This is a genomic window from Neobacillus driksii, from assembly GCF_013409995.1.
Lineage (GTDB): Bacteria > Bacillota > Bacilli > Bacillales > Cytobacillaceae > Neobacillus > Neobacillus driksii.
Window position 1 is genome coordinate 78,271 of the sequence record NZ_JACCBX010000014.1, and the last position, 22,436, is coordinate 100,706.

The following is a 22,436-nucleotide window of genomic DNA, read 5'->3' on the forward strand; positions in this document are numbered from 1 at the left end:
AATGATTCTGTAACGCAACCAATCCTAACTAATCTAATCCTCGACAAAATATTTTCTCGGAAATAACTAATAGTTCGTTTTTTTAAAGGGATAAATCCACATTTAATCAAACGATTGATTGGAAATTTCACTAGCTAACTTTGTCAATTCTCGTAAGTTTCACAGCCATATATTACAGATAACAGAGATGAAGCCCCTTCAAGATTGAGAAGGGGCAATTTACTTCAGTTCGCTCTGCTAAATGATATTTTTTTATCTAAACTTTAAATTCTAGTAAGTCTAAGATTGTTGCACTAAACGGACAAGCATATGAGCCAGTTTATGCTGCTCTTCCTCGGTCCCCACGTTCCAAAGTTCCTGTAATAAACGCTCCTCGGAATTCTTAGGCGGCTCCTTATGCGCGAGGTAATCGGCTACTTTCTCAGCCGAGTTGGCTAACTGCTCTTCGTCCATACCAAGTTTTTTTCCTAAACTAACTTTTCCACTAAGATATTCCCTGAAATCATCAAAACTTGTTAACGCATCTCCGTTTTTGTATACCTGGTTTTCTATCTCTTTCTCATCTAACTGTTTGTCCATGAATGTCACTCCTTTAGTTGTACATCATTGTTTCATGTGCTAGTCCTATACATTCCCTGAATCATAGCTCAGAACTTCTCCACCTGGAAGCACTATTCGAAAGACCATGCTGTCAGATCGATTTTCAGCAAGCTTCTCTAAATAGAATTCTTTCAGTTTATTGGTTAAGATTCCGTAAAAAAAAGCAATTGGTTTAGCTACCTGTTTTGTCGATTTTAGTTTACGAATCAACTGCTTGAACGACTTAATGGCGATAGCAAGTACGTCTTCTGTACGTTGGTCACATTCCAAACGGAAGGCAGCGATTTGGACCATATGCCAGTATTCTTCAATCATTTTTGCATCGGAGAAAAAGTATTTTACGAGCTGGACAAATGCATGTGGAACTTTATCACTAACAAAAGTGTGATCAAGTTCAATCGGCGCTTCGGTACGTTTACTATTCTTTTGTTTATCAGTTTTTAAAGGAATACTAGTTTCTTTAGGACGGTTCAATTTTTTCGCTTTGGGTGGTTTACTTTGAGGGAAACGATTAAAGCTATAAAAATTGCTAGACTGCAAACCGACAAGTTCCCCCTTCGAGAACTCCTGCTTCTTCACCGCTAACCACATCTCTATATAAGTATTAAATTCCTTCACATTATTAAACTAGAATACCCTTCAAACCCAAGCTATAAATGTAAAAAAGTAATCGAGGGGTGGAAAAGTTGAAGTTTCAGGAATCGCTTAAACGCCCTGTAAAGCTTGTACAAGAGTACTAGATTGATCATCTAATATATCTAATAGATTTTTATTAATAACATCCTGAATATCCATAGATTCTATTTGCGTCATTTTATTAATGTAGAAAATCGTCTTACCCTGACAATTAAAAAATGTTTTTATTAATGCAAAATTATTTTGCGTTATTTTAAGAGACAGCTTCGGAGCGTTTTCCCAACGATTTAAATACACAATTACAAATAAAGAACTACTCAAATTAGATTGTGATATTCTTGTTCCAGACATTCTTGCAAGCGCAGGTGGTGTAACCGTTTCGTATTTTGAATGGGTACAGAATAATCCAGGTTATTATTAGAAAAGCTTAAGAAGAAAATGATTAGTGCGTTTCCAAAATATTTATAAATTCGCTCATACACATCAAAGGGTTAATTCTAAACCTGCATTTGTAGCCATCCTAGATGATCGAAAAAAAAATTGTATCCAAAATAAAGACTCTTTCTATTTTATTAGAATGATTTTTTTGCATGTTAAGTGCAAAAAAATTAAGGGTAGTGCAAAGATATTTTGCATATTAGTTTCACGAAAAGTTCACAAATAGTGGTTTTTACTTTTGGCACGGTAATTGCATGTTAATAAGTTAAAATAGTGATAATTTCGAATTATTTGGCTGTTGTAAATTTTTCTATTTAGCCTAATGATTAAAATTTGTCAGGAATTTGATGAGTTATTTTTTGCAAATTTTATCGCTATTATTGAAAGCGCATGCATTTTTAAGGGGATGAAAGGGGGAATTTTATGCATTTGCAAGAAAACCAAACAAATGAATTGAAAAGAACGATGAAAACTCGGCATTTATTTATGATCTCTCTCGGAGGGGTTATCGGATCAGGTCTATTCCTTGGTTCAGGGTATACGATTCAACAAGCAGGACCATCAGGTGCAATTCTCTCATATATTGTTGGCGGTTTGATTATGTTTATGACAATGCTTTGCCTAGGTGAATTGTCTGTAGCAATGCCAGTTTCTGGGTCCTTCCAAACATATACCACGAAATTTATTGGTCCAGGAACAGGGTTTGCACTTGGATGGCTATATTGGTTAGGCTGGTCGGTTACTGTTGCATTAGAGTTCCTTGCAGCTGGGCAGCTGATGCAAAGATGGTTTCCTGATACTCCGATTTGGATTTGGAGTGCGATTTTTGCAGTGATTCTATTTTTACTGAATTCTCTTTCCGCAAAAGCGTTTGGTGAAGCTGAATTTTGGTTTTCAAGTATAAAAATAGTAGCTATTATTCTTTTCATTGTATTGGGCGGCGCTGCTATGTTTGGGTTCATCGATATGAACAGTGGACAAGAGGCACCATTCCTATCTAATTTTACTGGACATGGTCTTTTACCAAATGGATTTTCTGCATTAATTATTACGATGATTGCAGTCAATTTCTCTTTCCAAGGGACGGAATTGATTGGGATTGCTGCAGGGGAAAGTGAAGAACCTGAAAAAACGATTCCAAAATCGATTAAACAAACCGTCTGGCGTACATTATTCTTCTTTGTATTAGCCATCTTTGTCTTATCAAGTTTAATTCCGATGGAAAAAGCAGGTGTTGTTGAAAGTCCATTTGTAGTCGTATTTGATAGTCTCGGAATTCCTTATGCAGCAGATATTATGAATTTTGTTATTCTTACCGCATTGCTTTCAGTTGGAAACTCAGGTCTTTATGCAGCAACACGGATGTTGTATGCGATGTCAAAGGAAAAAATGGCTAGTCCGGTTCTTGCTAAAGTAAATAAACGAGGGGTTCCTTTTAATGCTCTTCTTCTAACTATGGGAATTTCATTATTATCACTACTATCCGGATTTTTCGCTGCTGAAACGGTCTTTGTTTGGCTGCTGTCAGTGGCTGGATTAGGTGCTCAGGTAGGTTGGATTTCAATCACAGCTTCGCAAATTGCCTTCCGGAGAAAATTTATTCGTGAAGGTGGAAGAGTAGAGGATCTTAAATTTAAAACACCTCTATACCCTGCTCTGCCGATCATCGCACTAACGTTAAACTGCGTTGTACTTGCAAGTTTAGCATTTGACTCAGAACAACGTCTCGCCCTGTATCTTGGAGCTCCTTTCGTAATAGCTTGTTACTTAATCTATCATTTCAGAATTAAAAAGAATCGGGAACAGGACGGTAGAGGCGAACAAGAACTACAGCTGCAGAAAGATAAAAAAATGATTATATAAGATCTTTAAAAAGGCTTAGAAGCAAGCGTTTTAGTTTTAAAATAATTCCTATTGAATTAGATGTGATTTCCTTATAAAAGGTATAGATACTTTCATAAAATTATCAAAGGGGGCTTAACATGAAAACAGGTACGGATCGTGTAAAAAGAGGTATGGCTGAAATGCAAAAGGGCGGCGTCATTATGGACGTTGTGAATGCTGAGCAGGCAAAAATAGCAGAGGAAGCAGGAGCGGTAGCTGTAATGGCATTAGAGCGCGTTCCTTCTGATATCCGTGCAGCTGGCGGAGTAGCAAGAATGGCAGATCCGCGAATTACCGAAGAAGTCATGAATGCGGTTTCCATTCCAGTTATGGCAAAAGCGCGTATCGGGCACATCGTAGAAGCCCGAGTTCTTGAAGCAATGGGCGTTGATTATATTGATGAGAGTGAAGTTTTAACACCAGCAGATGAAGAATATCATCTAAATAAAAAAGCTTACACGGTTCCATTTGTTTGTGGCTGCCGTGATCTTGGCGAAGCAGCGCGCCGTATTGGTGAAGGTGCATCCATGCTTCGTACAAAAGGAGAGCCGGGAACTGGTAATATCGTAGAAGCTGTGCGTCATATCCGAAAGGTCAATGCACAAGTACGTAAAGTCGTTTCGATGAGTGAAGATGAATTGATGACAGAGGCTAAGCTGCTTGGGGCTCCATATGAACTTCTTCTTGAGATTAAACATCTTGGACGCCTGCCTGTAGTCAACTTTGCAGCTGGTGGAGTAGCAACGCCTGCAGATGCTGCACTTATGATGCAGTTAGGTGCTGATGGAGTATTTGTTGGTTCTGGAATCTTTAAATCTGATAATCCAGCAAAATTCGCTAGAGCGATCGTGGAAGCAACAACCCACTACCAGGACTATAAACTAATTGCAGAGATTTCAAAAAATCTTGGGATTGCAATGAAAGGTATTGAAATATCAAGTCTTTCTCCTGAAGCACGTATGCAGGATCGTGGATGGTAAAGTGTTTTTCCAATGCCTTAAGGTTGGAGTACAGTGTGCTTAATTGTTGTTAGACTATTTGGATATTTCGAAAAATTAAAAATACCCAGTTGACATTGTATTTTCTGGCACATATACTCGAGTTAGAAAATAATAATGAATAGTTGGTTTTGAAAGGAGTTTTGGGGCATGCAAACATTGGATACAGTGATTGCTACAGGATATGCTAAAGCTCCACAGGGAACTTCGATGTATGAAATGTATAAGCATGCGGGAATTGTCCTCGAAGTGGATCTGAAAGAGCATATCATTATCGGCGCCGAATTCACATTTGTAGCTGAACTAACAAAAAATTATTTTCAAAAACTGCTGATAGGCTACTGTCTTCAAGACGGGGTTGAGCCGCTGATTAAACGAATTCAAAGCTTTTATTTTGCTCCATCCCAGCAAGCGATCATTGTGGCTCTCCAAGCTGCAGTTCAACGTTACTGGGATAACGTGAAGCAAATGAATACATAACGTTTGGTTATAATAAAGTGGGAAGATGACCTCTTCCCATGGTCTTATTAAAACCGGGCAGACATGGACACTGTGTAAGGAATGTTCGTTAGAACAACATTCTTTATAGAGGATTCATGTTTTGCTCGGTTTTTTATATTTCCGAACTGTTAAAAACAACAATAGCCGATGGAGAGGAAGGGAAAAAAGATGAGCAAGCTGATTACATGCGAAGACGCGGTAAAAAAGGTTAAAAGCGGCTCACGGATTATGGTGGGGGGGTTTGGACTTGTAGGAAGTCCGCTGAGTTTAATAGACGCTTTGGCTCAGACGGAAGTGAAAGACTTAGAGATTATTAGTAATAACCTTGGAGAACCAGGGAGAGGTCTTGGAGTTTTAGTACGGCAAAAACAAGTAAAAAAAGCGATAGGTTCATATTTTACATCCAACCCAGAGGTAGTTAAAGCCTTTCTGAATAAAGAATTGGAAGTTGAGCTGCTCCCGCAAGGAACGATGTCGGAAGCGATTCGAGCGGGCGGTGCGGGACTGGGAGGGTTTTATACGCCGGTCGCCGTAGGAACGAAAATTGCCGAAGCCAAAGAAGAGCGTACTCTTAACGGTAAAAAATATGTGTTCCAAGAACCTCTTAAAGCTAATGTTGCTTTAATTAAAGCGAAAAAAGCAGATCAATTAGGAAATCTCATATACAACAAATCGGCTAGAAACTTCAATCCGATGATGGCGACAGCTGCGGATGTGGTTATTGCAGAGGTAGACGAGATTGTGGAGGCAGGCCAAATTTCTCCTGAAGAAATTGTGACCCCGCATTTATATGTTGATTATATCGTTTTGAAGGGCGGGAACTAGCTTGAATATGAAACAATACATTGCTGCAAGAGCGGCGAAGGAATTAAAGCATGGTGATATCGTCAATTTGGGGATCGGGATTCCAACGCTTGTCGCTGATTATATACCATCCGATGTTAAAGTTTTCTTACACTCGGAAAACGGAATTCTTGGAGTAGGACCTACCCCTGACTTAGAGAACATTGACCAAAATCTTGTCAATGCAGGGAAACTGCCCGTCACAGTATTGGAAGGTTCATCCTTTTTTGATAGTGCCTCCTCTTTTGCGATGATTCGTGGAGGACATGTAAGTGTTTCAATTCTTGGGGTGCTGCAAATTGACGCGATTGGGCAGATCGCCAACTGGGCCGTACCAGGAAAAAGTGTTCTTGGTGTAGGCGGGGCAATGGATTTATTGGAAGGCTCCAATAAGGTGATCGTAACAACGCTGCATACGAATAACCAAGGGGAGTCAAAAATCGTCAAGGAATTAACCTATCCAATCACCTCTGAACGCAAAGTCGATTTAGTTATTACTGATTTGGCGGTTTTCACTGTAAAGGAGGATGGACTTTATCTTATTGAGCTGTCCCCTGGAGTTTCTCTTGAGGAAGTTCAACAGAAAACGGACGCTCCTTTCCACATTGCAGAAGCTTTTTATATAGGCAAAGAGGTGAGGGCGTAATGGTAGTAATCGTAAATGCATTTCGGACTGCTATCGGAACCTTCGGCGGGTCACTGGCGGATACATCTCCAGAAGAGCTGGTATCCCTTGTTATGAAAAATAATCTTTCGGCTTCCGGTTATGGTGCCAATATTGTCGATGAAGTCATCGTGGGACAAACAAAGCAAAGTGCGCATGCTCCAAATATTGCTAGGGTAGCTGCCTTGCATGCCCAATTTCCTGAATCGATTCCTGCTTATACTGTTCATCGTCAGTGTGGTTCGGGGATGCAGGCCGTCATTAACGGAGCGATGTCCATTTTGACTGGTCAGGCAGAGGTTATTTTAGCAGGAGGTGTAGAAAGTATGTCTCAAGCTCCCCATTATACGGTCGGTTCGCGATTCGGCCTTAAGATGGGAGATTTGACACTGTTTGATTCAAATACGGAAAGTCAGCCAAAATCCCAGCCTGAAGAGATATATGGTCGATTTACGATGGGGCAAACAGCCGAATGGCTTGCTGAAAAATATAACATAAGCCGCCGTGAACAAGATGAATTTGCCTTCACGAGTCAGCAGAAAACGAAACGTGCGATTGAAATGGGCCGGTTTGAAGAAGAAATCATTCCTGTTCCGGTAAAGGAAGGAAAAAGGGGAATTAGACACTTTGCGACAGATGAGCACCCAAGATTGACGAACATCGAAAAGTTAGGAACTCTACTTCCTGTGTTTCAAAAGGATGGTACGGTAACTGCAGGAAACTCATCAGGCAGAAATGATGGAGCCTCCATGCTGCTGTTAATGTCGGAAGAAAAAGCAGAACAGCTTGGAGTAGTTCCTATGGCAAGGATCCGTTCCTTTGCTGCAACAGGTGTATCACCAAAAGAAATGGGAATCGGTCCGATTCCTGCCTCCCAAATCGCGTTGAAAAAAGCGGGTCTTTGTTTGGAAGATATCGATTTGATTGAATTAAATGAAGCGTTCGCAGCCCAAAGTCTTGCTTGTTTAAGAGAATGGGGCATTAAAGGTGACAACGTAAATGTAAATGGAGGCGCGATTGCACTAGGCCATCCACTGGGGTGTTCCGGTGCAAGAATCGTCACTACATTATGCCATGAGCTTGAAAAGCAAAAACGGCAATATGGCCTTGCAACGATTTGTGTAGCAGGGGGATTAGGAATGGCAATGGTGGTGGAAAGATGGATGGAATAAAAAAAGACTATGTGTTTCATCGAGATTTAAAAAAGGAGTACCCAATTATTACCCACGGTGAAGGGGTCTATCTCATAGATGAAAACGGGAAAAAATATTTGGATGCTTGCTCGGGGGCGGTTGCAGCCAACTTGGGTCATGGGATTTCTTCTATTGGAGAGGCGATGGCAGAACAAGCAAAAAAAGCGGCTTTTGTCCATACAATGCGTTTTGAGACAAAAGCGTTGCATGCACTAGCTGAAACAATCGGAAAAATGGCACCAAACCATTTAAATAAAGTGTATTTTACAACCGGAGGCTCAGAAGCAAATGAAAGCGCTTTGAAGCTGGCGAGGCAATTTCATAAGGATGCCGGCAGACCCCAAAAACACATTGTGATCGGGCGCTGGCAATCATATCACGGTAACACCATCGGTTCTTTATCAGCAGGAGGAGACGTTAAAAGAAGACATGCATACACTCCTAATCTTTTAAACTATGCCCATGTCTATTCTCCGTACTGCCACCGATGTCCATACGATCGTCAAAAAGATGATTGTCTCTCCAAACAAAACTGGACGTGTGTAACGGATATTGAAAGAACCATTTTAGAGCTTGGTCCTGAGAACGTGTCGGTATTTATCGCCGAACCGATTGTCGGAAGCCAGCAAGGTGCTGTTCCACCGCCGCCGGGGTATTTTGAGAAAGTTAGAGAGTTGTGTGACCGTTACGAAATCGTCTTAATTATCGATGAAGTGATGACTGGATTCGGCCGTACTGGTACCAACTTTGCGACAGAACAGATTGGAATCGAACCTGATATTATCACGTTTGGAAAAGGGGTTTCGGCAGGATATGCTCCGCTGGCCGGGATGATTGTTCATGAACGGTTGATAGATGGGCTTATTCAAAACAGCGATGGAAAATTTATTCACGGCTATACCTATAGCGGGCATCCTGTGGCAGTGGCAGCCGGCCTTGCTGCCCTAGATGTATATAAGCGTGACAGGGTGCTGGAAAATGTGAAAGAGCAGAGTTCTTACCTTTTCGATAGGCTTTTAGAACTTAAGCAAAAACATACCTGTATATCCGATGTCCGGGGCAGGGGGCTTTTAATTGGAATGGAGCTTATCAAGGATTGTGAGCGTGATTTACTGTTCAATCCATCTGAAAAGGCAGCTGAAACATTGAATAGTATTGCGATGGAACTTGGTGCGGTTTTTTATCCGGGTACCGGTTCAATTGACGGTACAAATGGGGAACATCTAATTATCAGCCCCCCTTTAAATGTCATGAAAAAAGAGATTGATGAGATTGTGAGAATATTAGATGAATCATTATCAATATTCGAAGGTCAATTAAGAAAGGATGAGGCATATGAAATTGCAAAGTAAAACAAAAGAAATTCAAGAGAAAGCACGAAAGCATCTATCTCCTGTCATGACAAGGGTCACCGAACTAGTCATTGAAAAAGCGCATGGCGCAAAATTTTGGACGACAGACGGAAAAGAATATATCGATTTCGTCTCAGGAGTGGCCGTCAATGCAGTGGGACATACGAACAAAAAAATGGTGGAAGCCATTCAGAAGCAAGCTGAAGCCTTGATACATCTTGGGTTGAACTATGGTTATTATGAAACGGCGGCAAATTTGGCAGAAAAGCTTGCTCATATCACTCCCGGAAATTTAGACACTGTTTTTTTCTCCAATTCGGGAGCTGAAGCCATTGACGGTGCGCTTAAACTGGCAAAAGCGGCAACAGGCAGACCGGCCATTATTGCTTTTGAAGGATCGTTTCATGGCCGTACATTAGGAGCAACAGCCATTACGGCATCAAGCTCTAAATACCGTCGTTATTATGAACCAATTTTAGGTGAGGTGTACCACGTTCCATATCCGTACCCAGCCCAGCTGAGAAACATTAAAGAAGAAGACGCAGAAGAGTACTGCTTGAATCAGCTTCAAAAATTGTTCGATTTACGTGTGGATCCTTCACGTGTAGCGGCCATCGTCATTGAACCGGTAATGGGTGAGGGCGGCTATTATCCGGCACCGCCAAGCTTTTTGCAGGAATTAAGAAAGATTACAGATGAACACGGCATTTTGCTTATTTTTGACGAAGTACAAACAGGATTTGGCCGTACAGGTAAAATGTTCGCGGCGGAGCATGCGAATGTGACTCCTGATATTTTGGTTCTGGCAAAAGCCCTATCTGGCGGCATGCCTCTTGGTGCCATTGTAGCAAGTCGTGAGCTTCATGAAAAATGGCCGACGGCTGGTCATGGTTCGACATTTGGAGGAAATCCAGTTTCTTGTGCTGCGGCATTGGCAAACATTGAGGTCATTGAGGAAGAGAAGTTAGTAGAACGCAGTGCTACACTCGGTGCCAAGATTGTCGGCCGACTTCATAACTCGGTAGGACATTTACCTGGCATCGTTGAAGTCCGAGGAGTCGGCATGATGATCGGTATTGAATTCGATTCGCATTCTGCTGCTTTATTTGTACCGAAAATTAAATCGAAAGCACTGGAAAGTGGCTTGCTCATTATGAACTGCGGTGTAAGCGGGCAAACGATCCGATTAATGCTTCCTCTTAATATTCAAGAAGATGTGCTTGATAAAGGATTAACCATTTTAGAAGATGTGATAACAGAAACAATTTCATGAAACTAATTTTCGATTCTTCGGGAATACCACGAAAAAGGAGGTCAAGTTTATGTTTAGTCAAATCAAAACAGATATCCTTCAGGGAGATCTTTATATAAATGGAAAATGGGTTAGTGCCCCCGATCAGTCCTATTTTGAAAGCGTAAATCCGGCAACGGGGGAACTTGTCGGTATATGTGCAGCCGCGACAACGGAGCAAGTGAATGAGGCCGTCGCAACTGCGAATGAAGCTTATTCACAATGGAAGAACATCCCCATTCCAGAACGAGCGGCTTATTTAACGAAAGCAGCCCAATTGTTTGAAATACGAAAAGAGGAACTTGCTCGTGTCATGACAATGGAAATGGGCAAAGTGCTGCCTGAGTCTTTAGGCGAAGTTGGAGTGGTCATCGCGACTGCTCAATATATGGCAGGCGAGGGACGACGCCTCTTTGGAGAAACGGTCCCTGCAGGGTTCCCAGATCGAAACGTAAGAATGGTTCGTGAACCTCTTGGAGTTGTGGCGTGCATTACCCCCTGGAACTTCCCTGTTGCACTTGGTTCCTACAAAATCTTTTCAGCTCTGATTGCTGGTAATACCGTCGTATGGAAACCGGCTTCAGAGGTAGCGCTATCAGCAAAGATTTTCGTAGAAGTGTTAGATGAAGCAGGATTCCCAGCAGGGGTTGTCAATTTAATTACAGGTTCAGGTAGAACAGTCGGGCAAACACTCACAGAGCATTTGGATGTTAAAGTCATTTCGTTTACGGGCTCAACTGAAGTCGGACAAAAGCTGGCGGAAATGAGCAGTAAAACGTTAAAACGTATTTCATTGGAACTGGGTGGAAAAAATGCAGTGATCGTCTTGAAGGATGCGGACTTGGACAAGGCGGCAGACGGAATCGTAAAATCGGCGTTTACGACAACTGGACAACGCTGTACAGCGGCAAGCCGAGTAATCGTCGAGCGACCAGTAAAGGATTTACTTGTCCAAAAAGTAGTTGACTTAACAAAGTCTATGAAAATAGGAAATGGACTTGAAGAAGGGAAACAATTGGGCCCTCTCGTAAATGAAGACCAGCTTCATACAGTCGAAAAATATGTAAAAAAAGCGATTGAAGAAGGTGGAAAAACTGTAACAGGCGGCCAGCGTGTCAAAGAATTGGGCGGCTATTATTATGAGCCGACAATCATTGAGAATGTGAAACCGAATGATACCATTGCACAGGAAGAAATATTTGGTCCTGTTCTTGCCATCATTGAAGTAGATTCATATGAGGCAGCAATGGAGGTAAATAACGGGACAATTTATGGGTTATCGACTTCCATTTATACAGAGAGCCTTCATTATGCGAACCGGGCGGCAAAGGAAGCGGTAAGCGGACTTGTCTATATTAATAACGGAACGTCTAATGCCGAAATGGGTGTGGCATTTGGAGGCATGAAAATGTCCGGAAATGGACACCGTGAAGTTTCCCATCATGCATTCGATGTCATGACAGAGTGGAAGTCGATTTATACAAACTATTAATAAACGGGCCATATCTAGTAGAAGGTGGGAGAATATGAGAAAACACCGTATTGGAATTGCATTCTTTTACCATGAATCCCACAGTTTTAGTCCGATGAAAACCGAAATCGAACAGTTTCGAAATGAAGGCTACTATATCGGCGAGGAAATTTATGATGCCTATTCAGGAACGAAAACTGAGGTGGGCGGGTTTCTGGATGTATTGATACAGGAGGATGTAGAAATTGTGCCGCTGCTTTGTGCGGCAGCGGTCCCATCAGGCGTAGTGTCAACTGAAGCATATTCAATCATCGAAGAGCAAATGCTCCAGTCAATCCGGGAGGCTGGAAGGCTCGATGGTTTATTGCTGGCACTGCATGGAGCAATGGTCGTGGAGGACCTCTTCGATCCGGAAGAGCATTTACTGGGAAAAATTCGTGAGCTGATCGGCCCGATTGTCCCGATCGCGACAACACTGGATATGCACGCCAATTTAAGTGAAAAAATGATTGATTACACACCGCTTCATTTTGGATTTAAAACATATCCACATGTTGATATGTATGAACAAGGCGTGCATGCTTCAATTGCTTTATTGAAGCAATTAAAGGAAGGTGTGCATTATTATGCTTCTTTTGAAAAATTGCCAATGATGCCTCCCTCTATCAATATGAGAACTGCAGAAGGACCAATGTACAAAATGATAGAGTGGGCGAAACAAGCCGAAGAGGAAGAAGGAATTTATAATGTGTCCGTATTTGGCGGCTTTCCTTACTCGGATATTCCGATGGTCGGTGCAAGTGTACTTGTTGTTTCGTTCGATCCGCAAAAAGGAAAAGAGACTGCCCAAAAGATGGCCTCCTTGTTCTGGAGTGTAAGAGAAGAATTTATCATGGATTTGCCCGGTGTAAAAGAAGGACTCAATTTGGCGATGTCGATTGAAGATGACAAACCGGTCGTGCTGGCGGACATCTCGGATAATCCTCTAAGCTGCGGGAGCGGGGATACAACAGAGCTGCTTCGGGAGATGTTGAAGATGAACATTCCTGACACGCTGTTTGGAGGACTCTACGATCCAGAATCCATTGAGGCCTGTCGCAAGAAGGGAACCGGAAATAAGGTATTGTTGTCCCTTGGAGGGAAAGTATCGCCTGAATTTGGGGAGTCCGTACAAGTGGAAGCAACGGTAGTAGCCTTATCAGATGGTGTATTTCACAATTCTGGACCGTTCAATCAGCATTTAAGAGTCGATTTAAAGGGTGCGGCCCACATACGTGTGGGCAATATGGATATCCTCCTCATTGGAAGGCCGATGTCAGCAAATGATCCAGAAATGTTTCGTCATATTGGTCTTGAGCCGCAGGCAAAGAGAATTCTTGGGTTAAAGGCAAAGAATCATTTTCGGGCAGCGTTTGAGCCGATTGTGGGCCGTATCATTTATGTGGATGCACCTGGTGTTGCATCCAATCGTTTAACAACTTTTATGTATCGTTACATTCCTAAGCCAATATGGCCGCTGGATGATATCGAATATGAAGTAGAACGAAGGAGGACAGAAAAATGGAAACATTGAACAAAACCTATTATGTCGAAGTACCAGCTTCATTGAATCCTGAACAGCAAAAAATGATGATGGAGCTTGAGCAAGATGCGTTTCCGGGAATAGGAGCAGTAGATGAACAAACCCTTGTCCCACTTACACGCTACGGGAAACTCATTCAATACCGGCAGCAAAATGATCCAAGGCCGATTGCAATTTGCGAAGTGATGAGAGCTTACAATGATATTCATAAAGCCTACATTTTTGGGTTTTATGTCCGCTCCGACCAGCAAGGGAAAGGAATCGGGAAATTATTTTTACAGGAAATTTATCCGATTCTAAAGCAAGATGGTTTTCGTAAGGTTTGCTTAACGGTCAGTACTAAAAACAAGACAGCCGTCAAGTTATATGAAAAATTAGGGTTTGTCATAAAAGAGACAAGATTAGATGAATTTGGTGAAGGGGAAAATCGCTATTATATGGAATACCTCATTTCTTAATATCGTAATGATCGAAGGAGAAATCATTAAAAATGATCGATAAAAAATAGGCTAATTATAGGAGGAGTTTATGATGAGAAACACTTTATTCAAACCAAAAAGACATTGGAAAGAAATCGAGCTTTGGAAGGATGTTACAGAGGAGCAATGGAACGATTGGGTTTGGCAATTAACGAATACGATCAAAAATTTAGAAGACTTAAAGAAAGTAGTTAACTTAACACCAGAAGAAGAGGAAGGGGTTTTAATCTCAACAAAAACAATCCCATTAAACATCACGCCATATTATGCATCGCTTATGGACCCAGATGATTCAAGATGTCCGGTGCGAATGCAGTCTGTTCCAATTTCTGCGGAATTGCATAAAACAAGATATGATTTAGAAGATCCCCTTCACGAAGATGAAGATTCACCAGTACCTGGGTTAACACATCGTTATCCGGATCGCGTATTGTTCCTAGTAACAAACCAATGCTCCATGTACTGCCGTTACTGCACAAGAAGACGCTTCTCCGGACAAATCGGAATGGGTGTACCAAAGAAACAGTTAGACACAGCCATTAATTATATCGCATCTAACTCACAGATTCGAGATGTGTTAATTTCCGGAGGAGACGGGCTTCTTATTAATGACAATATTTTAGAATATATTTTAAAGAATTTACGTGAGATTCCGCATGTAGAAATTATTCGTATCGGTACAAGAGCACCTGTCGTATTCCCACAGCGTATTACCGAAAATCTTTGTAATATCTTGAAAAAGTATCATCCAGTTTGGTTGAATACACATTTCAATACATCTATTGAAATTACGGAAGAATCGAAGCGTGCATGTGAAATGCTTTCAAATGTTGGTGTACCTGTTGGGAATCAGTCTGTTATTTTGGCAGGTATTAACGACAGTGTACCGATCATGAAACAGCTTATGCATGACCTTGTTAAAATCCGCGTTCGTCCATATTATATTTACCAATGTGATTTATCAGAAGGGATTGGCCATTTCCGTGCACCAATTAGCAAAGGATTGGAAATTATGGAAGGACTTCGTGGTCATACATCGGGTTATGCCGTTCCGACATTCATTGTTGATGCCCCGGGTGGAGGAGGCAAAATTCCATTGCAGCCGAACTATATCATTTCTCAAAGTTCTAATAAGGTCGTATTACGTAACTTTGAAGGTGTCATTACATCTTATCCGGAACCAACAAATTATCAGTCAGGCAGTGCAGAGGATTACTACAAAAAGGTATATCCTGAAGTGTTTGAAAAGTTTGAAAGTAATGGTGTTCTATCCATTATTGATGATACGAAATTTAACCTCACACCTGAAGGCTTAAAACGGTTAGATCGCCGCAAAACGTATAAGGAAAATACTGAGCATAGTTCATTAAAAGATAAACGTGACAAACGTGACGAGTTAAAAGAGAAAAAATTCCAATCACAAATGAAGAAATATGAAACAGTGGGAGCAAAGGAGGAATAATTTTGATTTGTCAATGGTGCGAATCTGACACAGCGCGTGAAACGAGCAACACAGTGTATTGGGAACTTCCAGATGGAACAAATGCGATCGAAATTAAGGACACACCATCCATTCATTGCTTGGAATGCGGTATGACCTATCAAACAGATAATACGGTGAAAGAAATTGAGGATCATCTATTTTTAATCGATTGCTCAAAGCTAGAAAAAAGTATGAAGTATGATACACTTATGGCCGCTCCACGTTTATTGAAGCGAAACTACTTTGATTTTTCCAAATAATTAGCAAGCCGTCTCTCGTTTTTTCGATATTAAGCGAGAGATGAATTTTATTCTTATGGACAATTTATCCCCATCATCCTGGAAGAAGGGATAAATTGCCCATTAGAAATAGAAAGTTTAGCAAACAATCAGTAGGGATAACATAATTCAACTGATTGAGGTTTATTTATTATGATTATTTGCATGCGTTTTCTTGTCAGCTAAGTACCTACATCGAAAAAGCAGATGGATAATGCTCTCTAAAAAGTTAGATAGATGCTTATCGTACCAAAATGAAGGAGGACAAGAATGGAAGCACTCAAAAGCGATAAAAACGACCAAAATAGTCAGAAGGTTCAGAATAGCGGAGGGAACAAAGGGCATGTTAAACGCAATCTAAAGGCACGTCACATGACGATGATTGCTATTGGAGGGTCAATCGGGACAGGGTTATTTTTAGCGACAGGGTCGTCCATTCAAACTGCAGGACCTGGTGGAGCGCTAATAGCTTATGGCGTTATCGGCATCATGGTCTACTTTTTGATGACAAGTCTCGGAGAAATGGCTACCTTAATGCCGGTTTCGGGATCCTTTTCAACATATGGCAGCCGTTTTGTCGATCCGGCATTTGGTTTTGCACTCGGTTGGAACTATTGGTTCAACTGGGCTGTTACACTTGCGGTTGAAATAGTTGCATCAGCTATTATTATGAAGTTCTGGTTTCCGGATGTACCGAGCATCGTGTGGAGTACACTGTTTTTAGGTCTAATCTTTTTATTGAATGCATTATCGGTTAAAAGCTACGGAGAATCCGAGTATTGGTTCTCCTTAATAAAAGTAGTGACAATCATCGTTTTTATTGGAGTCGGTTTGCTCACCATTTTCGGCATACTGGGAGGACCGTTTATCGGGTTTAAAAACTTCACAGTAGGACATGCTCCTGTGAATGGCGGCCTTTTGTCCGTTTTAAGTATTTTTTTAATCGCAGGTTTTTCATTTCAAGGAACGGAGCTCGTGGGGATTGCTGCAGGTGAAAGTGAAGAACCGGAGAAAAACGTACCAAAGGCGATTCGACAAGTATTTTGGCGAATTCTACTATTTTATATCGTCGCCATTGCTGTCATTGGTCTAATTATTCCTTATACAAGTCCTGACCTGTTAGGCAGGGATGTCGACAACATCGCTGTCAGCCCTTTTACTCTTGTATTTGAGAAAGTGGGCATTGCATTTGCGGCATCTGTGATGAATGCGGTCATTTTGACTTCGGTTCTATCGGCAGGTACTTCTGGTTTATATGCATCGACACGCATGCTTTGGTCCATGGCAAAGGATGGTCAGGCACCTAAATTTTTACAAAATGTAAATGATCGCGGGATTCCGATGAATGCCCTTGTCGTCACAACGATTATTGGAGGATTAGCCTTTTTAACGTCCATTTTTGGTGATCAAGTATATACATGGTTATTAAATGCGTCAGGCTTAACTGGATTTATTGCATGGCTTGGAATTGCAGTCAGCCACTACCGTTTTAGAAAAGCTTATATGGCCCAGGGCAGGGACATGAATGATTTGAAATTTAAAGCGAAATGGTTCCCGCTCGGTCCGATTCTCGCTTTTGCGATGTGTATCTTTGTCATTTTCGGCCAAAATTATCAAGCTTTTTTAACTAGTGAGATTGATTGGTATGGAGTAGCCGTGTCCTATATTGGTTTACCAATCTTTTTGGGATTATGGCTCGGGTATAAACTTGTTCATAAAACGAAGGTCGTTCCACTAATGGAATGTTCTTTTGATGAGATGTCATCTAAATAGAGATACCGTGATTCGTTTTGCTCCGCCACTCATGATTGCCAAGTGAGATTTTTATACAAATTCACAAATTATGGCGAAATCTTGCATGTATAATGCAAGGTTTTTTTGTGATTTTTCTAGTCCATGGGGACGGTTCTTGTGGCCGATACTAACTATATAAAACCATACAGAAATGGTTACGAAATTGTGTACATGAAAAGTTAACAAACTATTATAACCGGATGTGCCTCGATGTTAATGAATACTTTCAACCCATGAATAATAAAGCTACTCGTATTGACGAGTGGCAAGGGCTTATGGAGGCAAGATAAAACAAATAACAACCAAAAGGCCTTTGTCTTAGCCTACTAACGAAGCAGGTTACAAAATACACATCTAAATGTACTTTAACTTATAAGTTTATCTACTTGTAATTCCAAGGTAGACAAATATATTATCTTCTAGGTCTAAAGTACTATTTGTGGCAAGGATATCCAATTATTGAAGTTATTAAAGGTGGTAAACAAACTAACAAATACGCAAGTAGTAAACTAGGTCGGTTGATTTAAACCACATACCAAATAGATACAAAAAAGTGGGAGTAATGAAACTGTTAGACAAAAAAAGGGAAATCCTACTTAATTTGAGGATTTCCCTTGATTATTTTTCATTCTCGAGCAGTAATCATGATAAGCCTGTATTAACCGATCAATGATCGGATTCCATAACCATCCTGTCATCTTTACTACTATGCTGGTTACACTTCCTAGTAACGAACTACCTAAAATATCCAAAGGGTAATGTTGTCCCATCCAAATCCGAGAGAGTCCTGTTAGGATAGCGGAAAGGTACATTATACTGCCTAAGAAACGCTTATAAAACATGACAGAAGTTGCTGCTGCAAATGCTAGAGCGGTATGTTTACTTGGAAATGAAGAGTTCTTTTTTGATGGAAATGGGGATAATAAATGGATCCCGAGATTCAAGAAAGGGCGAGGTTTAAAATAAAACAGTTTAATGATTTTATTTAAAACCATCGATACCCCAGCCGAAATGATTGCATATAAAGTGATTTTCTTATGTGAGATATCTCGAAACCACATGAAGATTAAAATAAATAGAAATAAATAACGAACTTTTTGAGAAAAGATAATCACCATCATATCCAAAAGCCGATAACGACCAGCAAATTGGTTAATCGCTCTAAATATCCTGTAGTCCATATACATATCTCCTTTGTCCCTAGTCTACTAACAAGTCTAGTTTTCCGGTTTAAAAAGTTAATATGTATTGAATAGAATCTCTAAAGCCCAACAAAAAGGATTCGGCCGATTGCCGAATCCAAAAACTATATAAAAAAGGGGGGTATGAAAAAGTTTGAAAAAGGCTTACCTCTTCATGTATCTATCATAACCGGTACAGATGAATAAATTATGAACAAAGGTTTAAAGATCTATTAATACTAGCATTCTATCATTTGAGATTGTATTTTGAATTGCCTCTGGAGGAAGGATTTTGGATTTATTTTGTAGAAAGTTAGTATAGTAATTCTCCTTTTTGTTGATCTTCAACAACAAACTACAATCCACTTTTGCAGACATTATTCAATTCCCTTTGACGAGCAGCTGTAAGTAGCCAATCACTTTTATAGCTGTGCATTTCCTTAATGTAGTTTTAAACATTTTGTGAAATCCACTGCTGCTAAGATGAATGTAGGCAACAGCGATAAAAAAAATCCAACCCTTTCGCCGAGTAGAAACAGGGGTGGATTTTTTTAAAGAATTGAGAAACGTTTAAACTTAACAGATATCTAGAATACCTAGTTTAAAAAAACGGTGAAAAGTTCTGGATTGAAAAGGTGGCCGATTTCCACTGAAAATGGTAAGAGCTGTATAAGCAAACAAAAACTTAAACAGCCTTGGATTTCTTATTTAATTTCCTTTGATTACGTACTTCCTCATTTCTTGTACGGTACGTGGCTACTTTTTCTTTGATCATTTCAGCGTCTTGTTTTTTTGACAGCATCTTAATGAATAAATCTTCTACTTTATAACTAATGGTTCGGTAAATGCCCATTTCTATTCTCCTCTGTTAACCTATCATTTTTTTCGCAATATAAAGTCTTCTGCCTAACCAAACTAATGCTAATCCTCCGACACCACCAACAGCCGCTTTTTGATTAGTGCTTTGTTGCTCTTCGTATTCCTTCAATCCTAGTTCATAATTATGTTTAAAGATGACTTCGCCGTTTTTGTATTTTGAAGGTAGGTTGTAGGAGTCTCCTGCTTGTCCTAAAGCAAGTCCTGCCGCACTTATTTGTTTAACTTCTGTATTGGATTCAAAACCTTCCTTGTACCAACCAATGAATTTTTCGTTATCTAAATTAGGCTTCGTATATTTCAATATGGTAAACGCAGCTTCATATCCTTGTTTTAGATACTCGTCCTTTAGTGCATCTTGGGCTGTATTGTATCCTTCTAGATATGCATTTACATACACTTCTTCGATGTCTTTAGGAACATTGTTGACATCCTTTTTTCCGTCAGTGTAACCCAAATCCTTATATTCTTTTTTCTTAGCTTCTACTCGCTCCGTTACTGCTTTATTAAAACCGCCCTCAAAGGATTGCTTTAATCCTGCATGGTTTATGTAAAGTGCTGGAATTTGGATGGTATCTTGTTTTTGTCCAAGAGTATACCCATCACTGGCAGCTTTTGTTTTTTCACCGGTTATCTTCGTTTTCCCTTCATCGTACCCTTTAGTATAACCAGTTGCATATCCTGCTTTATATGCCTCTGAACCTGTAGAAGCAACATTATTGCTTGTGACTTCTTGATATCCATCGTTCACCCCATTGGGATATCCTGCTTTTTCTCCACTTGCTAGGTCTTGTTCCTCTTGGTTATGCTGAATTTGTTCGGCACTATTATTTATCTTTGTCTTATCGTAGCCACTAGGGACTTCGCACGGTATGCCATCATCAACAACACCATTTCCCCAACCGTCCAAATTTTCTGGGTCATTCGTTGCTGAATACCCCTTTTTATTCCAGTACTCAACGACTTCATCATAACTAGCAAAATCTGTACAATCTTTCTCACTATTAACGATGGTAGCACCACTGCTTGTTGACTCTCCACCTCCGTTATGATTGTGATAGCCTGTGCAAAGACCTTTGGCTTTAGATTTCTCGCTGCAATTGTGTCCACCGCTAGAATCTGTTCTCCCAGAATGTGCTGAAGCGAACGTTCCGAACAACAACACAAATAATAACGTAAATAAAAATACTTTCTTCTCCATTTTCTCCCCCTGTATATCTATTATTCTTGTAAAAACATTTGCAAAAACCGATGCTTAAAACTACTTAGGTTTATAGTAAATTAGGTACATTTACATATTAACTAACTTAATAATAACAGTTTCCTTTACATTTCCAATAAAAATAAAAAAGAAATAGACTAACGTACCCGAAGACTCGAAAACAATTATGCATGGATTATGACCACAATAGTAGAAAAGGAGGATTATATTATAAGGTTTGCTCCCTTATCCCCGACAATTTCATACCCATACCAAGGGGACGGTTCTTGTGGCGGTAATCGCTTTTAGCAGCGTCCCAATCTTTGCATTACAAACCCCAGGAACTTTTGCGGATGGAGGATGGAAATGCCCCATCTTATCGTGATTTTAACCAGAAGTTAATCATAACTTTACATTCTAGTTTTACAATTTAATAGAGTAATGAATAGGAGGAGAGAGTATGAATAAAATGAGAAAGAATTTATTGACGGGCTGCTTTTCACTGGCGATGGCTGCTGCTTTTGTCGCAATACCCGTTACGGCAAATGCCGAGGAAAAACTCAAGGAGGGAGAGAAGTTTGAACTCACCATTCTCCAGACGAATGACTTTCATGGTCATGTGGATGATATCGTCACATTGGATGATGGAACCGTTCATCACAATTCAATTGCGAAGTATAACACAATCATTGAAGATGTCCGCAATGTAGAGGAGAATGTGCTGCTCGTCGATGGCGGAGATGTCTTCCTGCGCGGCGAGTTTCAGGCGGGTCAAGGAGAGTTGGAGACGTCTCTTTTGAAAGCCATGGACTATGATGCGATGGTTCTTGGAAACAACGACTTCCGCGTTTACCCTGCTGGAGAGGGTACACCGTACAGCCTTTATGAACAGTTAAAGAATTACCACCGCAACGTGAACTTCCCAATCCTTACTGGTAATGTCATTAACAAGGAAACAGGAAAGTACATACAGAATGTCAAGCCTTGGAAAGGTTTTACTTTCAACGGTGTTCAAGTCGGGTTGATCGGCCTTACCTCGATGAAGCCGGAAATTCGCGGTTGGAATGACGTTGCAGACCTCGATTTTATTGAACCGGTTGAAGCTTTGAACGCATTGCTTCCTGAAGTAAGTGAAAAGTCGGACATTAACATTGTCCTTTCTCATGCCGGAAACCCTGAAGACCACAACTTGGCTCAGGTTCCTGGAGTTTCTGCGGTACTCGGCGCTGATACACACAAAGTCATCGAAACGCCTGAATACGAATTCAATGGAGAGGTGATGGTGCCAATTACTCAAGCCGGCGGAGAACAAGAGAATTATTTGGGTCGCCTGGATTTAACTTTTGAAGTCGTTGACGGTCAAATGAAGTTGGTAGAATCTGATGGATTCCTCTACGACGTCACCAATGTTTCTGCAGATCCGGAGATACAAGCGATTATAGACCAATATCGTGCAGAGATGAATGCACAATAAAATAACTAAAGATTACACTTTACGAGGTTTTCCCTTTTCAGACATTGTGTAAAATAAATGTAAGGCCCAACTAACGAAGAATTCGCTAGTTGGGCCTTTTACTGCACAAAATTTCCCGTTATTTTCCAAAAGAACACTCCCCTAACCTTTATTTACAAACAATTTACTCACAATTAACACTTTATAACTTGGCACCAAGTTATTCTTAAAGCAAAGA

At 40.6% G+C, this 22,436-nt stretch carries 21 protein-coding genes and 1 pseudogene; 16 read left to right on the forward strand and 6 right to left on the reverse strand.

Annotated features, from left to right (window positions below; all coding sequences use genetic code 11):
- Positions 1-279: 279 nt before the first annotated feature.
- The 3 genes from F4694_RS25650 to F4694_RS33035 form a co-directional block, all read right to left on the reverse strand.
- Positions 280-579: a DUF3243 domain-containing protein gene (locus F4694_RS25650; RefSeq protein WP_179602753.1), complete on the reverse strand. Its 300-nt coding sequence runs from the start codon at positions 577-579 to the stop codon at positions 280-282.
- Positions 580-624: 45 nt separating this feature from the next.
- Entirely contained in the window at positions 625-1,218 is a 594-nt protein-coding gene (locus F4694_RS25655) for a hypothetical protein (RefSeq protein ID WP_179602754.1), read from the reverse strand.
- Positions 1,219-1,305: 87 nt separating this feature from the next.
- Positions 1,306-1,587, reverse strand: a complete 282-nt coding sequence (locus F4694_RS33035) for a hypothetical protein (protein ID WP_218895839.1) — start codon at positions 1,585-1,587, stop codon at positions 1,306-1,308.
- Here F4694_RS33035 and F4694_RS31880 point away from each other — a divergent pair.
- The 15 genes and pseudogenes from F4694_RS31880 to F4694_RS25730 all read left to right on the forward strand — a co-directional run.
- Positions 1,574-1,654: pseudogene (locus F4694_RS31880) on the forward strand (hypothetical protein); the annotation flags it as partial. The gene F4694_RS33035 and the pseudogene F4694_RS31880 sit on opposite strands and share 14 nt — an antisense overlap.
- A gap of 443 nt (positions 1,655-2,097) precedes the next feature.
- The gene (locus tag F4694_RS25665; protein WP_179602755.1) at positions 2,098-3,537 is read left to right on the forward strand and encodes an amino acid permease; all 1,440 of its coding nucleotides are present in this window, start codon (positions 2,098-2,100) and stop codon (positions 3,535-3,537) included.
- 119 nt (positions 3,538-3,656) lie between these two features.
- On the forward strand, positions 3,657-4,538 hold the full coding sequence (gene pdxS, locus F4694_RS25670) for a pyridoxal 5'-phosphate synthase lyase subunit PdxS (protein WP_179602756.1): 882 nt from the start codon (positions 3,657-3,659) through the stop codon (positions 4,536-4,538).
- A gap of 168 nt (positions 4,539-4,706) precedes the next feature.
- Entirely contained in the window at positions 4,707-5,036 is a 330-nt protein-coding gene (locus F4694_RS25675) for a DUF3870 domain-containing protein (protein ID WP_179602757.1), read from the forward strand.
- 189 nt (positions 5,037-5,225) lie between these two features.
- On the forward strand, positions 5,226-5,882 hold the full coding sequence (locus F4694_RS25680; RefSeq protein WP_179602758.1) for a CoA transferase subunit A: 657 nt from the start codon (positions 5,226-5,228) through the stop codon (positions 5,880-5,882).
- 1 nt (position 5,883) lies between these two features.
- Complete coding sequence (locus tag F4694_RS25685) at positions 5,884-6,546, forward strand: 3-oxoacid CoA-transferase subunit B (RefSeq protein ID WP_306458535.1); 663 nt, start codon at positions 5,884-5,886, stop codon at positions 6,544-6,546.
- Complete coding sequence (locus tag F4694_RS25690; RefSeq protein ID WP_179602759.1) at positions 6,546-7,736, forward strand: thiolase family protein; 1,191 nt, start codon at positions 6,546-6,548, stop codon at positions 7,734-7,736. The genes F4694_RS25685 and F4694_RS25690 overlap by 1 nt, the downstream gene beginning before the upstream one ends.
- Positions 7,724-9,109 carry an aminotransferase family protein gene (locus F4694_RS25695; RefSeq protein WP_179602760.1) on the forward strand — a complete coding sequence of 462 codons (1,386 nt, stop codon included), beginning with the start codon at positions 7,724-7,726 and terminating at the stop codon, positions 9,107-9,109. Before F4694_RS25690 ends, F4694_RS25695 begins: the two co-directional genes overlap by 13 nt.
- Positions 9,093-10,382: an aspartate aminotransferase family protein gene (locus F4694_RS25700; protein WP_179602761.1), complete on the forward strand. Its 1,290-nt coding sequence runs from the start codon at positions 9,093-9,095 to the stop codon at positions 10,380-10,382. The genes F4694_RS25695 and F4694_RS25700 overlap by 17 nt, the downstream gene beginning before the upstream one ends.
- A gap of 49 nt (positions 10,383-10,431) precedes the next feature.
- On the forward strand, positions 10,432-11,892 hold the full coding sequence (locus F4694_RS25705) for an aldehyde dehydrogenase family protein (protein ID WP_179602762.1): 1,461 nt from the start codon (positions 10,432-10,434) through the stop codon (positions 11,890-11,892).
- Between the two features lie 34 nt (positions 11,893-11,926).
- On the forward strand, positions 11,927-13,444 hold the full coding sequence (locus F4694_RS25710) for a M81 family metallopeptidase (protein ID WP_179602763.1): 1,518 nt from the start codon (positions 11,927-11,929) through the stop codon (positions 13,442-13,444).
- The gene (locus F4694_RS25715) at positions 13,432-13,911 is read left to right on the forward strand and encodes a GNAT family N-acetyltransferase (protein ID WP_179602764.1); all 480 of its coding nucleotides are present in this window, start codon (positions 13,432-13,434) and stop codon (positions 13,909-13,911) included. The genes F4694_RS25710 and F4694_RS25715 overlap by 13 nt, the downstream gene beginning before the upstream one ends.
- A 73-nt stretch (positions 13,912-13,984) precedes the next feature.
- Positions 13,985-15,394, forward strand: a complete 1,410-nt coding sequence (gene kamA / locus F4694_RS25720; protein WP_179602765.1) for a lysine 2,3-aminomutase — start codon at positions 13,985-13,987, stop codon at positions 15,392-15,394.
- A gap of 2 nt (positions 15,395-15,396) precedes the next feature.
- A complete protein-coding gene (locus F4694_RS25725) occupies positions 15,397-15,675 on the forward strand; it encodes a YokU family protein (protein WP_133370988.1) in 279 nt (92 codons plus the stop codon).
- A 288-nt stretch (positions 15,676-15,963) separates the two neighbouring features.
- Complete coding sequence (locus tag F4694_RS25730) at positions 15,964-17,466, forward strand: amino acid permease (protein ID WP_179602766.1); 1,503 nt, start codon at positions 15,964-15,966, stop codon at positions 17,464-17,466.
- Positions 17,467-18,083: 617 nt separating this feature from the next.
- On the opposite strand, the gene F4694_RS25735 is transcribed toward F4694_RS25730, so the two are convergent.
- From F4694_RS25735 to F4694_RS25745, 3 genes are all read right to left on the reverse strand, one after another.
- Complete coding sequence (locus tag F4694_RS25735; RefSeq protein ID WP_179602767.1) at positions 18,084-18,668, reverse strand: undecaprenyl-diphosphatase; 585 nt, start codon at positions 18,666-18,668, stop codon at positions 18,084-18,086.
- 685 nt (positions 18,669-19,353) lie between these two features.
- The gene (locus F4694_RS25740; protein ID WP_179602768.1) at positions 19,354-19,521 is read right to left on the reverse strand and encodes a hypothetical protein; all 168 of its coding nucleotides are present in this window, start codon (positions 19,519-19,521) and stop codon (positions 19,354-19,356) included.
- Between the two features lie 15 nt (positions 19,522-19,536).
- Positions 19,537-20,745 carry a YHYH domain-containing protein gene (locus F4694_RS25745; RefSeq protein WP_179602769.1) on the reverse strand — a complete coding sequence of 403 codons (1,209 nt, stop codon included), beginning with the start codon at positions 20,743-20,745 and terminating at the stop codon, positions 19,537-19,539.
- A gap of 460 nt (positions 20,746-21,205) precedes the next feature.
- Here F4694_RS25745 and F4694_RS25750 point away from each other — a divergent pair, with 460 nt between their 5' ends.
- The gene (locus tag F4694_RS25750; RefSeq protein ID WP_179602770.1) at positions 21,206-22,219 is read left to right on the forward strand and encodes a bifunctional metallophosphatase/5'-nucleotidase; all 1,014 of its coding nucleotides are present in this window, start codon (positions 21,206-21,208) and stop codon (positions 22,217-22,219) included.
- Positions 22,220-22,436 lie beyond the last annotated feature (217 nt).

Excerpts from the sequence above, each read along its gene's own strand:
- F4694_RS25650 (WP_179602753.1), bottom strand. The coding sequence starts at position 579 with ATGGACAAACAGTTAGATGAGAAAGAGATAGAAAACCAGGTATACAAA.
- F4694_RS33035 (WP_218895839.1), bottom strand. The coding sequence starts at position 1,587 with ATGTCTGGAACAAGAATATCACAATCTAATTTGAGTAGTTCTTTATTT.
- F4694_RS25665 (WP_179602755.1), top strand. The coding sequence starts at position 2,098 with ATGCATTTGCAAGAAAACCAAACAAATGAATTGAAAAGAACGATGAAA.
- pdxS (WP_179602756.1), top strand. The coding sequence starts at position 3,657 with ATGAAAACAGGTACGGATCGTGTAAAAAGAGGTATGGCTGAAATGCAA.
- F4694_RS25675 (WP_179602757.1), top strand. The coding sequence starts at position 4,707 with ATGCAAACATTGGATACAGTGATTGCTACAGGATATGCTAAAGCTCCA.
- F4694_RS25680 (WP_179602758.1), top strand. The coding sequence starts at position 5,226 with ATGAGCAAGCTGATTACATGCGAAGACGCGGTAAAAAAGGTTAAAAGC.
- F4694_RS25690 (WP_179602759.1), top strand. The coding sequence starts at position 6,546 with ATGGTAGTAATCGTAAATGCATTTCGGACTGCTATCGGAACCTTCGGC.
- F4694_RS25695 (WP_179602760.1), top strand. The coding sequence starts at position 7,724 with ATGGATGGAATAAAAAAAGACTATGTGTTTCATCGAGATTTAAAAAAG.
- F4694_RS25700 (WP_179602761.1), top strand. The coding sequence starts at position 9,093 with ATGAAATTGCAAAGTAAAACAAAAGAAATTCAAGAGAAAGCACGAAAG.
- F4694_RS25705 (WP_179602762.1), top strand. The coding sequence starts at position 10,432 with ATGTTTAGTCAAATCAAAACAGATATCCTTCAGGGAGATCTTTATATA.
- F4694_RS25710 (WP_179602763.1), top strand. The coding sequence starts at position 11,927 with ATGAGAAAACACCGTATTGGAATTGCATTCTTTTACCATGAATCCCAC.
- F4694_RS25715 (WP_179602764.1), top strand. The coding sequence starts at position 13,432 with ATGGAAACATTGAACAAAACCTATTATGTCGAAGTACCAGCTTCATTG.
- kamA (WP_179602765.1), top strand. The coding sequence starts at position 13,985 with ATGAGAAACACTTTATTCAAACCAAAAAGACATTGGAAAGAAATCGAG.
- F4694_RS25730 (WP_179602766.1), top strand. The coding sequence starts at position 15,964 with ATGGAAGCACTCAAAAGCGATAAAAACGACCAAAATAGTCAGAAGGTT.
- F4694_RS25735 (WP_179602767.1), bottom strand. The coding sequence starts at position 18,668 with ATGGACTACAGGATATTTAGAGCGATTAACCAATTTGCTGGTCGTTAT.
- F4694_RS25740 (WP_179602768.1), bottom strand. The coding sequence starts at position 19,521 with ATGGGCATTTACCGAACCATTAGTTATAAAGTAGAAGATTTATTCATT.
- F4694_RS25745 (WP_179602769.1), bottom strand. The coding sequence starts at position 20,745 with ATGGAGAAGAAAGTATTTTTATTTACGTTATTATTTGTGTTGTTGTTC.
- F4694_RS25750 (WP_179602770.1), top strand. The coding sequence starts at position 21,206 with ATGAATAAAATGAGAAAGAATTTATTGACGGGCTGCTTTTCACTGGCG.